Source organism: Kribbella sp. WER1 (genome assembly GCF_054189145.1).
Map to the genome: position 1 here is coordinate 5,053,843 of NZ_CM135186.1, position 12,025 is coordinate 5,065,867.

Here is a 12,025-nt window from a genome sequence, read left to right on the forward strand (position 1 = left end):
AGCGGGCCTGGACGCCTACTCGGCCAACGAGTTCCGAGCTTCGATGAACGCCGCGATGGCGCGCTCCACGTCCTCGGTCGAGTGCGCCGCGGACAGCTGGACCCGGATGCGCGCCTTGCCCTGCGGTACGACGGGATACGAGAAGCCGATCACGTAGATCCCGAGGTCCAGCAGCTTGTCCGCGAGGCGTCCGGCGGCCGCGGCGTCGCCGATCATCACCGGCGAGATCGGGTGGTCGCCGGGGAGGACGTCGAAGCCGGCCTCGGTCATCTTGGTGCGGAAGAGCGCGGTGTTCGCGGCGAGCTTGTCGCGGAGGGCGCTGGAGGTGCCGATCAGTTCCAGGGCCTTCAGCGACGCGGCGGTCACGGACGGGGCGAGCGAGTTCGAGAACAGGTACGGCCGGGAGCGCTGGCGGAGCAGCTCGACGATCTCGCGGCGGGCGGAGACGTAACCGCCGGACGCGCCGCCGAGGGCCTTGCCGAGCGTGCCGGTGACGATGTCGACGCGGTCCTTCACGCCGAACAGGGACGGCGTACCGGCGCCGTCGGGGCCGACGAAGCCGACCGCGTGCGAGTCGTCGACCATCACGAGCGCGTCGTACCGCTCGGCCAGGTCGCAGATCTCGTCCAGCGGGGCGACGTACCCGTCCATCGAGAACACACCGTCGGTGGCGATCAGCCGGTACCGCGCGTCGGCGGCGTCCTTCAGCTGCGCCTCCAGGTCGGCCATGTCGCGGTTCTTGTACCGGTACCGCTTGGCCTTCGAGAGCCGGACGCCGTCGATGATGCTGGCGTGGTTCAGCTCGTCGGAGATGATCGCGTCCTCGGAGCCGAGCAGCGTCTCGAAGAGGCCGCCGTTCGCGTCGAAGCAGGAGCTGTAGAGAATCGTGTCCTCGGTGCCGAGGAAGTTGCTCAGGGCACCTTCCAGGTCCTTGTGGATCTGCTGGGTACCGCAGATGAAGCGCACCGAGGACAGCCCGAAGCCCCACCGGTCCAGCGCGTCCTTGGCGGCCGCGACGACGTCGGGGTGGTCGGACAGGCCGAGGTAGTTGTTCGCGCAGAAGTTCAGCACCTCGTTGCCGGTAGCAACTGAGATCAGCGCCTGTTGCGGTGACGTGATCACCCGCTCGGACTTGTACAGCCCGGCGTCCCGGATCTCGCCGATGGTCGCCGTCAGGTCGTCCCGCATCCGCCCGAACATCAGTGCTTCTCCTCCAGGGTCGCCGTCGTCCAGTCCATGATCACCTTGCCGCACTGCCCCTGCCGCGCGACGTCGAACGCGCGCTCGAAGTCGCCGTACCCGAACCGGTGGGTGATCACCGGTGTCAGGTCCAGGCCGCGCTCCAGCATCACCGACATCGAGTACCAGGTCTCGAACATCTCCCGGCCGTAGATGCCCTTGATCGTCAGCATGTTGAGCACCACGGTGCCCCAGTCGATCGCGATCTCGTCGGCCGGCAGCCCGAGCATCGCGACCTTGCCGCCGTGCGTCATGTTCGCGAGCAGTTCGCGGAGCGCGGCCGGCTGCCCGGACATCTCCATCCCGACGTCGAACCCCTCGCGCATCCCGAGGCTCTGCTGGGCCTGCGCGATGGTCTCCTCGGCGACGTTCACCGCGCGGGTGACGCCGATCTTCCGGGCCAGGTCCAGGCGGTACTCCGACAGGTCGGTGATCACCACGTTCCGCGCACCGGCGTGCAGCGCGACCGCGGCGGCCATCACGCCGATCGGCCCGGCGCCGGTGATCAGCACGTCCTCGCCGACCAGCGGGAAGGACAGCGCGGTGTGTACGGCGTTCCCGAACGGGTCGAAGATCGCGGCGACGTCGAGGTCTACCGGGTCCTTGTGTACCCACGCGTTGGTGGCCGGGAGCGCGACGTACTCCGCGAACGCGCCCGGTACGTGGACGCCGAGGCCGCGGGTCTTGATGCAGAGGTGCCGGCGGCCGGCCCGGCAGTTCCGGCAGCGGCCGCAGACCAGGTGGCCCTCGCCGCTGACCAGGTCGCCGACCGCGACGTCGCGGACGCCGACGCCGACCTCGACCACCTCGCCGCAGAACTCGTGCCCGGTGACCATCGGCACCGGCACGTTCTTCTGCGCCCACGGGTCCCAGTTCTGGATGTGCAGGTCGGTGCCGCACAACCCGGTCCGGAGGACCTTGATCAGGACCTCGTCGGCCTCGATCTTCGGCTCGGGAACGTCCTGCAACCACAGGCCGGGCTTCGCCTCGGCCTTCACGAGCGCCTTCATGACCACATCGTCGTCCGCGGCAACCATCGGCGTCCATCGACACGTCGTGCACAGGCTTTGCAGCCAAGCTGCATACTTACCCGTGTGCGGGGAGTAATCAGGGGACTCGGAATCGTGTTCCTGCTGGGCGGGCTCGGCCTGCTGGGCTGGATCGGCTGGCAGTACTTCGGGACCGGGATCGCGGCGAACCAGCAGATGGGGCAGGCCGAGGAGACGCTGCGTGAACAGTGGCAGAAGCCGGCCGTGAAGGCGACGCCCGCCGCCGGGCAGCCGTTGGCACTGCTGCGGATCCCGCGGTTCGGGGCGGACTGGGAGAAACCGATCGTCGAGGGGGTGGCCGCGGACGACCTGGCGCGCGGGATCGGGCACTACCCGCAGACCCAGCTGCCCGGTCAGCCGGGGAACTTCGCGATCGCCGGGCACCGGGTCACGCACGGTTCGCCGTTCCGCAAGCTGCTCGAACTGCAGCGCGGCGACCAGGTCGTGGTCGAGACCGCCGCCGCCGTCTACACCTACGAACTGGACGGCTCCCCGCGCGACCTGACCGTGAAGCCGAACGACAGCTGGGTACTGGATCCGGTCCCGGGCCGGCGGACCGCCCCGACCCGCTCGATCATCACCCTGACCACCTGCCAGGACCTCTTCCACTCCCCGAACCGCTCAGTCGCCTTCGGCCACCTGGTCAAGGTCAGCAAGAAGTAGTCGACGCCCGCCTCCCTGACACCGGACCGTCCGCACAACTCGCGGACCGCCATTTGAGTGGACCGCCATTTGAGTGGTTAACCCGTCGACGTGCCCCTTCGCCGCTCGCATGCCAGGGGTGAAGGGGACGTTCGTGGGGTTAACCACTCAAATGGCGGTCGGGGACGGGAGTGACCGGGCGGTCGCTTAAGCTCAAGGCTCATGAGCTACGACCGGGACGGACTGCTGGAGCAGGTCAAGAGCAAGGCGATCGTGCACGGGAAGGTGACGTTGGCCTCCGGCAAGGAAGCCGACTACTACGTCGACCTGCGGCGGATCACGCTCGACGCGGCGGCCGCGCCGCTGATCGGCCCGGCGATGCTCGAGCTCACCAAGGACCTGGAGTACGACGCGGTCGGTGGACTGACGCTCGGTGCGGACCCGGTCGCGATGTCGATGCTGCACGCAGCCGCCCAGCAGGGCCGGACGCTCGACGCGTTCGTGGTCCGGAAGGCCGAGAAGACGCACGGCCTGCAGCGCCGGATCGAGGGCCCGGACGTCAAGGGCCGCCGGGTGCTGGCGGTCGAGGACACGTCGACGACCGGCGGATCGGTGCTGACCGCGGTCGAGGCGCTCCGCGAGGCCGGTGCCGAGGTGGTCGCGGTCGCGGTGATCGTGGACCGCTCGACCGGCGCCCAGGAACGGGTCGAGTCGGAAGGGCTGGAATACCGGACCGTGTTCGGACTCGAGGACCTGGGGCTGAGCTGATGCAGTCGAGCACGATCCTGGTCTTCCTGGTAGCGCTCGTCGTCTGCGGTGGCGTCTTCTACTTCAACTACTACCGGGCGAAGAAGCGGCGCGAGGAGTTCAGCGGGTTCGCGGCTCAGCAGGGTTGGTCGTACCTGCCGTCCAACAACTCGCTGGCGGGCCAGTGGGGCGGTACGCCGTTCAACACCGGTGACCACTGGCAGGTCAAGAACGTGCTGTCCGGGCCGTTCAACGGGCACCAGATGGTTGCCTTCGACTACAGCTACCAGACGCACTCGACCGACTCGCACGGTCGCCGTACGACGACCACGCACAAGTACGGCGTGGTCGTGCTGCAGATGCCGGGGCCGCTGCCGCACCTGGAGGTCACGCACGAGGGCATCTTCGGCGGCGCGGTGGCGAACGCGTTCGGGTTCCGGGACCTGCAGTTCGAGAGCGACCAGTTCAACCGGGCGTTCCGGGTGAAGGCCGACGACGAGCGGTTCGGGCACGCGGTGGTGACGCCGCGGATGATGGAGCTGCTGCTGGCCCGGGGCGAGATCGGCTGGCGGATGGAGGGCAACTCGCTGGTCGGCTGGGACAAGGGCGCCCACGATCCGGCCGAGGTGATGAACCGCCTCTCGCTGCTGGAACAGGTACTCCAGCAGGTCCCGCCGTACGTCTGGCGCGACTACGCGGGCGTCGACCCACGCCAGCAGTATCCCCAGCAGTAGACACCAGTCAGGTGGTGTCTACCGGCCCCACGCCTACTGCGCGGCACTCGGCACCTGCTCGCTGCGGCGTGGGACCGGTAGACACCACCTACCCGTAGAGTCGCTCTCAGCACTGCCAACTCTCGGGAGCTCTTGTCATGCTTTGGGTCATCATCGCGATCGTCGCGGTCGTCGTCATCGTGGCGATCTTGCTGATCACGTCGTACAACCGGTTCGTCAAGCAGCGGAACCTGATCCAGGAGTCGTGGCGGCAGATCGACGTCGAGCTGCACCGCCGGTACGACCTGATCCCGAACCTGGTCGAGACCGTGCGGGCGTACGCCGCGCACGAGCGGCACGTGTTCGAGGAGGTCGCGCGGCTGCGCACCCAGGCGGTGAACACCCAGGGCGCGAACCCGGAGCAGCGGGCCGCCGCGGAGGGTGAGCTGTCCGGCGCGCTGCGTCAGATGATGATCTCGGTCGAGCAGTACCCGCAGCTGCAGTCCAACCAGAACTTCCTCGGTCTGCAGCGCGAGCTGACCGACACCGAGGACCGGATCGCGGCCGGCCGCCGGTTCTACAACGCGAACGTCGGCGACTACAACACCCGGATCGAGGCGTTCCCGTCGAACCTGATCGCGAACGGCTTCAAGTTCGAAAAGGCCGGGTACTTCGAGGTCAAGGACGAGCAGGTCCGCGCGGTGCCGCAGGTCTCGTTCGGCACCATCGGCTCGGTCGCCGGTGAGCAGGCGCCGCCGCAGATGCAGCCGGGCGCCCCGTCGTCGGGTCAGATCCACCCGCAGATGCCGGGTGACCAGGGCAACTACCAGCAGGGCTACCCGCAGCAGCAGATCCCGGGCGGGTACCAGCAGCAGCCGGCCCAGCAGCAGCCGCCGCAGCAGCCGTACCAGGGTCAGCAGGGCGGCGGGTACCCGGCGCCGCCGCAGCAGCAGGGGTACCAGGGAGAGCCACCGGTGGGCGGGCCGCCTGCGGGTTCCCCCGCGCCACAGGACGGTCAGCCGCCATTCACCGGTGGCCAGTAGGCACCGGTTCCCCGTGGTCCAGGTCCCCCGATCCCGGACTCGCTCCCAGTGCCAGGCCCGGTGTGACGGCGGTCAAGTCGCCACCTCCGGGCCTGCCCTCCCCCCGGTACCTGGGACAACCCTGTCGCAGTGAGATACATCCGGCGTACATCGGCCTTCCCGCCGGGCAGTACGGGATGCCACGATGAGGCGCTGGATCACCAGACAGGACCAAGGTCGGTTCCAGAGTGGAGAGGTCGAGCGAGTGGACAGTCTGAGGTACGGGATCCTCGGACCTCTGCGGCTCGTCCACGCGCAGGGGCAGCCGCTGAAGGCCGCGAAACCCCGCCAACTGCTGGCCACGCTGCTGCTGCACCCGAACCGGTTCGTCTCGACCGACCTGATCGCGGACGCGCTCTGGGAGAACACCCCGCCGCGGTCCGCGACCGCCAACATCCGGACGTACGTCCGCGCGCTCCGCGGGGTGCTGCAGGACGCCGGGCTGCCCGCGCCGATCGACACGTCGGCGGCGGGCTACAGCATCGAGGTGGGGGTCGACGAGCTCGACGCCAGCCTGTTCGAGTCGCTGCTGGCCGAGGGCGGGCACCTGCGGGACGCCGGTGACGGCCGTCAGGCGATGCAGGTGCTGTCCCGGGCGTACTCGCTGTGGCGCGGGCGTCCGTTGGAGGACCTGCCGATGCCGGCGGCCTGGGACGGCTCGATCGCCCGCCTGGAGGCGCAGCACCGCGGGTTGGTCGACAGCCTGCTGGACCTCCGGCTCGAGTACGGCGACGCCAGCGGTGCCGCCGTACTGCTGAGTGCACGGCTCACTGAGGACCCGTACGACGAGCAGCTGTGGCGGCGCCTGGTGGACGCCCTGGTGGCCGCGGGCCGGGTCGGCGAGGCGCGCGCGGCGTACGCGAAGGCTGTGCAGACGCTGGCGGACGAGCTGGACATCAAGCCGGGTCCTGAGCTGGAAGCGGCTGGTACCCGCGCCGAGAACGGCCGTTCGGCCAACTGGCCCAACCCTGGTATCCCGGCCGACCGTACGGCGGACCGTCCGAGCCCGGCGGCGCAGCCGGGACCTATGGCCGCTCCTGAGCTCAAAGACCCGGTCAGGCCGCCCAGCCAGCTGCCCCTGGACCTGGCTGACTTCAGCGGACGCGCCGGGCTGCTGGAGCAGCTGCGGGACCTCGTCTGCGGTCGTGATCCGGTGCGGCCGCCCGTTGCTGTCATTTCCGGTGCACCAGGTACCGGGAAGACCTCGCTGGCGGTACGGCTGGGCCATCTGGTCAGGGAATACTTCCCGGACGGCCAGATCTACCTGGACATGCACGGCGCGACCCACCCGCGCGACCCGGCCGGCGCCCTCACCGACCTGCTGCTCAGCCTGAACCTGCCGGACTTCGCGATCCCGACGGATCCGGAACGGCGTTCGGCGATGCTGCGGTCCGAGCTGGCCAGCCGCCGGGTGCTGATCATCCTGGACGACGTGGCGACCGCCGGCCAGGTCACGCCGCTGATGCCCGGTACCGGCGCGTCCGCCGTGGTGGTGACCAGCCGCAATCGGCTGATGGACCTGGCCGGCGCGGACAGTACGCCGCTCGACACGTTCGACGACCGCGAGGCGGCCCGGCTGCTGGCGTCGGTCGCGGGCCCCGGCCGGATCGACCCGTCGTCGCCGGAGGCCGAGGAGATCCTGGCCGCCTGCGCGAACCTGCCGCTGGCGATCCGGATCGTCGGCAGCCGCCTGGCACAGCGGCCCGACCTGAGCGCGCGGGAGCTCGCGCGCCGGCTGCGGGACGAGACGTCCCGGCTGGATGAGCTGAGTATCGGCGAGCTCGCCGTACGGACCAGCGCGGACCTGAGCTACGACGCGTTGAGCCCTGAGGAAGCCCGGTTGTACCGGCTGATCGGGCACTTCGCGGTCGGCGTCTTCTCCGCGCGGGCGCTCGAGGCCGTGGCGTCCCCGGCCGCGGTACGGCGCAGCCTGGACCGGCTGATCGAGGTCAACCTGGTCCGGATCAGCTCGGTCGACCACCGCGGTACGGCGCGGTACCGGGTGCACGACCTGCTCCGGCTGCACGCACTCGCGGTCGGCACGGACGAGCAGCGCGCGCAGGCGGTCCGGGACGTGGAGACGGTCGTCGACGCGATCCTGAACAAGATCCGCCGCGCCAACAACGCCTTGTCCTTCGAGTACTTCGGCGTCCTCGAGCACACCGGCCCGCTGACGGCGCCGGACCCGTCGCCGTTCACCGAGACCGACGCGATCGCGTGGTTCGACAGCGAGCGCAGTACGTTCGTGCCGGCGATCCGGGCCGCGGCGCAGAACGGGCTGCACGAGTACGCCTGGCGGATCGCCGCCGCCTGGGGCCCGTACCTCGACCTGCGGGCCGGCTTCGACGACTGGAACGGCTCGCACCAGCAGGGCCTGCAGAGCGCGATCGCGTGCGGCGACCGGCACGCCGAGGCGATCATGCATCGCAACCTCGGCCAGCTCGCGGTCTACCAGGACGACTGGGACACCGCCCGGCGGCACTTCGACGCGGCCGCGCAGGCGTTCGCGGAGGTCGGCGACCGGCTCGGCGAAGGCGTCGCGGCGGTCGGCCTCGGTACCTGGCTGCGGGAACGCGGCGAGCGGGACGCCGGGCTGGCGCAGTACGAGAAGGCGATCGAGGCGTTCGTCGAGGACGGCAACGCGAACGCCGAGGCGCTGGCGCGGACCGCGGCCGCGAACGTGTACCTGGTCCGCGGCGACCTGGCCACCGCCCGGACGTACCTGGCGCAGGCGTTCCTGATCGCGGTCCGGCGGGCCGACGCGCACCGGGAGGCCAAGGTACGACGGCGGATCGCGGCGCTCCGGGTGCACCAGGGGCGGCACGACGAGGCGGTACGGCAACTGCGCAAGGCGTTGGCGATCTTCGACGGGATGGGCGACGACCACTGCGCGGCGTACACCCGGGCGTTGCTCGGGCGGGCGTTGATGGAGCGCGGCGAGGTGGCGTCGTCCCGGAAGACGCTGCTGGACGCGATCGACGTCGGCCACCGGCTGGGGGATCGCAGCGTCGAAGGCCAGGCGGCGCAGTACCTCGGCGAGCTCTACCTGTCGACGGGCAACCTCGACAACGCCCGCCGTACGCTCGAACGCGCCGCGCGGGTCTGGCACCAGGCCGGCAACGACTCCGCGGCCGCCGACTGCCGCCGGTTGCTTTTGGGTTCCGAGGCGGGCGTCGCGGCGGGCTAGCAATGTACGACGGCTGTATGGCGACCGGGCAGGATTTCAGCATGCCACGGCACGACCGGCCGAGGACGGGGGATCGGGGAGGATACCTATGGCCTGGGGGGAGGTTGCCGTGGAGCGCCGGAACGTCCCGCGGGTCGCGAACCCGCGGGACACCGAGGCGGCGCTGAACTGGCAGCTCGAACGTGTCGGTTCGGCGGCGTGGCTGGACTGGACGCTGAAGTTCCAGCGGATGGCCTTCGGCTACGCGCACGACAGCGGCTGGCACGACGCGGCCGATGCGGTGAGTTGGCTCGACCACCACGCCCTGCTCCGTGAAGGGGCGGCGCCACGGGGGGCGCTGGTCTGGTACCAGGCGGCAGACCGGATCCGGGTGGCCTGTTCACTCGGCTCCGGTCAGGTGGTCGGCCCGCTGCCGACCGGGCCGGTGGACATCGTCGACCTACGGCAGCTCAGCACCGACTGGGTCTGGTCCGAGCCGCACTTCCCGTTCGGACACTAGGCCTCGGCGCGGTGCTTCGGCGCGTCGCCGGTGCTGTCGGAGTTCTTGCGGTTGCGGCGCCGGGCGAGGAAGTACTCGACGAACATCGGGATCAGCGAGATCAGCACCAGCAGGACCAGCGCGGCCTCGAGGTTCTTGTGGATGAACTCGACGTTGCCGAGCGCGTGCCCGAGCAGCGTGATGCCCGGCGCCCAGATGACCGCGCCGACCCCGGTCCACAGGAAGAACTTCTTCGGGTCCATCCGCCCGGCGCCGGCCACGATCGTGATGAACGTCCGGACGATCGGCACGAACCGGGCCAGCACCAGCGCCCGCGGGCCGTACCGGTCGAAGAACTCGTGCGTCTGCTCGATGTACTTCGGTTTCAGGAACTTGGCGTCCGGGTTCTTGAACAGTGACGTCCCGAGGAACCGGCCGATGTAGTAGCCGGACACGTTGCCCAGGAACGCGGCCACCGTGAGCAGCACGCAGGCCAGCCAGAGCGGCACGTGGATCGTGCCCTGCGCGATGAACAGGCCGACCGCGAACAGCAGCGAGTCACCGGGCAGGATCGGGAACAGCACCCCGCACTCGATGAACACCACGACCAGGGTGCCCCAGAGGGCCCAGTCACCCAGCCAGTTCAGCAGGTACTCCGGGTTCATCCAGGAGGGCATCAGCATCGCGACAAGAGGAAGCACGCGGACAGGGTAGCGTCCCCACCTGTGCACGAGCTGAGCAGTGACGTACGCGGAGCGGACATGGTGGGGCCGAACGAGGTCGGGGTCGGCCCCTGGACGGGCGACCTGCCGGACGACCCGCGGCTCGATCCCGAGCTGCTCGCACACGGTGACCGGCGGAACGTGGTGGACAAGTACCGCTACTGGACGCTGGAGGCGATCGTCGCGGACCTGGACCGGCAGCGGAACCCGTTCCACGTCGCGATCGAGAACTGGCAGCACGACCTGAACATCGGCTCGGTGGTCCGGACCGCGAACGCCTTCCTGGCCGCCGAGGTCCACATCGTCGGCAACCGGAAGTGGAACCGGCGTGGCGCCATGGTCACCGACCGCTACCAGCACGTCCGCCACCACCCAACGCTGCCGGACCTGGCCGCGTACGCCGCCGAACACGCCTTGCCGGTCATCGGCATCGACAACCTGCCAGGCTCGGTCCCCCTGGAGACCTACGACCTGCCGCGAGCCTGTGTGCTGCTCTTCGGGCAGGAGGGTCCCGGTCTGACCGAGGAGGCCCACCAGATCTGCACGGCCGTCCTGTCGATCGCCCAGTTCGGCTCAACCCGCTCGATCAACGCCAGCGCCGCGGCCGCGATCGCCATGCACGCGTGGATCCGACACCACACGTTCGGTCAGTAACAGCCGCGCCGATCGGCTGTCTGCTCGCGATCGTCCCTACGCTGATGCTGAGGAGGCGCAATGTGGCCTGACCACGCGATCTGGTGGCACCTGTATCCGCTCGGTTTCACCGGAGCTGAGCCCACCGCGGTGCCGGCTGTCGTGCACCGGCTGCCGCAGGTGGAGAACTGGCTGGAATACGCGGTCGACCTCGGCTGCTCGGGGCTGCTCCTCGGTCCGGTCTTCGCCGCGGAGACCCACGGGTACGACACCGTCGACCACTTCCGCATCGACCCGCGACTCGGCGACGACGCCGACTTCGACCGGCTGATCGCCGCCGCACACGCCCGCGGTCTCCGGGTCGCGCTCGACGGCGTGTTCAACCACGTCGCGCGCTCGTTCGTGCATCCGGAGTGGTTCCGCGGCGACGACACATTCGAGGGACACGAACACCTGGTCGCGCTGGACCACAGCAACCCGGCGGTCGCGCAGTACGTCGGCGACGTGCTCCGACACTGGAACGACCGCGGCGTCGACGCCTGGCGCCTGGACGCCGCGTACGCCGTACCGCCCGAGTTCTGGCGCTCCGTGCTGCCGCGGGAGCGGGACGTCTGGTACTTCGGCGAGGTCATCCACGGCGACTACGCCGCGTACGTCGACAAGAGCGGGCTTGACTCGGTCACGCAGTACGAGCTGTGGAAGGCGATCTGGAGTTCGCTCAACGACCGCAACTTCTTCGAGTTGTCGTATGCGCTCGGGCGGCACAACGCGCTGCTGGACACGTTCGTCCCGCAGACGTTCGTCGGCAACCACGACGTGACCCGGCTGGCCTCACGCCTCTCGGACGAGCGGCATCTCGGGCATGCGCTGGCGATCCTGTTCGCGGTCGCCGGCGTACCGAGCGTGTACGCCGGCGACGAGCAGGCGTTCCGTGGACTGAAGGAGGAGCGTGCCGGCGGGGACGACGCGATCCGGCCGGCGTTCCCGAGTGGTCCCGACGAGCTCGCGCCGTACGGGTGGCCGGCGTACCGCCTGCACCAGGAGCTGATCGGCGTACGGCGGCGGCATCCGTGGCTCGTGCGCGCCCGGGCGGCCGTGGAGCATCTGACGAACGAGACGATCGCGCTGCGCAGTACGCACGGTGACGAGTGGGTGCTGTTGCTGCTCAACGTCTCGGATCAGGATCAGGTGTTTCCGCTCGCTGACACGCCGGTCGTTCCGGCGAACGGATGGAAATTCTTGACGAGTTCGTAACCTTCGGCCGCGCGCCTCCGTTGTTCCTGATGACAGAAGTGAGGCCTTCCCGTCGTCCTGCGTTGGTGACGGGGAACATGGGGGTTTTGTCGATGAACGCACTGTGGGACGAACTGATACATGAACTGGGCACCGTCCGCGCGCTGAGCGCGGCGGCCCTGGAAGCACGCTCCGAGACGTCACGGGTCGCGCTGATCACGCTCCTGGACGCCGAGACCGCGGAGATCTCGGCCATCCTGGACAAGATCCTGCACTCGGACGCCTCGTCGGCGGCCTAGC

At 69.6% G+C, this 12,025-nt stretch carries 12 protein-coding genes; 9 read left to right on the forward strand and 3 right to left on the reverse strand.

The features are described from left to right. Nucleotides 1–15: 15 nt before the first annotated feature. Together ACXJJ3_RS24485 and tdh are read right to left on the reverse strand one after the other, a co-directional pair. Nucleotides 16–1,200 carry a glycine C-acetyltransferase gene (locus ACXJJ3_RS24485; RefSeq protein WP_458164177.1) on the reverse strand — a complete coding sequence of 395 codons (1,185 nt, stop codon included), beginning with the start codon at nt 1,198–1,200 and terminating at the stop codon, nt 16–18. After that, the gene (gene tdh, locus ACXJJ3_RS24490) at nt 1,200–2,249 is read right to left on the reverse strand and encodes an L-threonine 3-dehydrogenase (RefSeq protein WP_458164178.1); all 1,050 of its coding nucleotides are present in this window, start codon (nt 2,247–2,249) and stop codon (nt 1,200–1,202) included. The genes ACXJJ3_RS24485 and tdh overlap by 1 nt, the downstream gene beginning before the upstream one ends. Nucleotides 2,250–2,333: 84 nt before the next feature. On the opposite strand from tdh, the gene ACXJJ3_RS24495 reads away from it, so the two are divergent. The 6 genes from ACXJJ3_RS24495 (at nt 2,334) to ACXJJ3_RS24520 (ending at nt 9,158) form a co-directional block, all read left to right on the forward strand. Next, nucleotides 2,334–2,951 carry a class E sortase gene (locus ACXJJ3_RS24495; protein WP_458164179.1) on the forward strand — a complete coding sequence of 206 codons (618 nt, stop codon included), beginning with the start codon at nt 2,334–2,336 and terminating at the stop codon, nt 2,949–2,951. Nucleotides 2,952–3,152: 201 nt separating this feature from the next. Continuing rightward, nucleotides 3,153–3,698 (forward strand): orotate phosphoribosyltransferase, encoded by a 546-nt coding sequence (pyrE, locus tag ACXJJ3_RS24500; protein WP_458164180.1) that lies wholly within the window; start codon nt 3,153–3,155, stop codon nt 3,696–3,698. Then, nucleotides 3,698–4,411: a hypothetical protein gene (locus ACXJJ3_RS24505; RefSeq protein ID WP_458164181.1), complete on the forward strand. Its 714-nt coding sequence runs from the start codon at nt 3,698–3,700 to the stop codon at nt 4,409–4,411. The genes pyrE and ACXJJ3_RS24505 overlap by 1 nt, the downstream gene beginning before the upstream one ends. A 137-nt stretch (nt 4,412–4,548) precedes the next feature. Beyond that, nucleotides 4,549–5,433 (forward strand): LemA family protein, encoded by an 885-nt coding sequence (locus tag ACXJJ3_RS24510; RefSeq protein WP_458164182.1) that lies wholly within the window; start codon nt 4,549–4,551, stop codon nt 5,431–5,433. Nucleotides 5,434–5,677: 244 nt separating this feature from the next. Beyond that, nucleotides 5,678–8,659, forward strand: a complete 2,982-nt coding sequence (locus tag ACXJJ3_RS24515) for a BTAD domain-containing putative transcriptional regulator (RefSeq protein ID WP_458164183.1) — start codon at nt 5,678–5,680, stop codon at nt 8,657–8,659. An 88-nt stretch (nt 8,660–8,747) separates the two neighbouring features. Further along, nucleotides 8,748–9,158 (forward strand): hypothetical protein, encoded by a 411-nt coding sequence (locus ACXJJ3_RS24520; RefSeq protein ID WP_458164184.1) that lies wholly within the window; start codon nt 8,748–8,750, stop codon nt 9,156–9,158. Here the strand turns inward: ACXJJ3_RS24520 and ACXJJ3_RS24525 are convergent. Further along, complete coding sequence (locus ACXJJ3_RS24525) at nt 9,155–9,838, reverse strand: DedA family protein (RefSeq protein ID WP_458164185.1); 684 nt, start codon at nt 9,836–9,838, stop codon at nt 9,155–9,157. The genes ACXJJ3_RS24520 and ACXJJ3_RS24525 overlap by 4 nt on opposite strands. Before the next feature lie 60 nt (nt 9,839–9,898). Between ACXJJ3_RS24525 and ACXJJ3_RS24530 the strand changes: the two genes are divergently transcribed. The 3 genes from ACXJJ3_RS24530 to ACXJJ3_RS24540 all read left to right on the forward strand — a co-directional run bounded on the left by ACXJJ3_RS24530 (nt 9,899) and on the right by ACXJJ3_RS24540 (nt 12,024). Continuing rightward, complete coding sequence (locus ACXJJ3_RS24530) at nt 9,899–10,513, forward strand: TrmH family RNA methyltransferase (RefSeq protein ID WP_458171939.1); 615 nt, start codon at nt 9,899–9,901, stop codon at nt 10,511–10,513. A 60-nt stretch (nt 10,514–10,573) separates the two neighbouring features. Beyond that, entirely contained in the window at nt 10,574–11,746 is a 1,173-nt protein-coding gene (locus tag ACXJJ3_RS24535) for an alpha-amylase family protein (protein ID WP_458164186.1), read from the forward strand. A gap of 92 nt (nt 11,747–11,838) precedes the next feature. Next, entirely contained in the window at nt 11,839–12,024 is a 186-nt protein-coding gene (locus ACXJJ3_RS24540; protein WP_458164187.1) for a hypothetical protein, read from the forward strand. Nucleotide 12,025 lies beyond the last annotated feature (1 nt).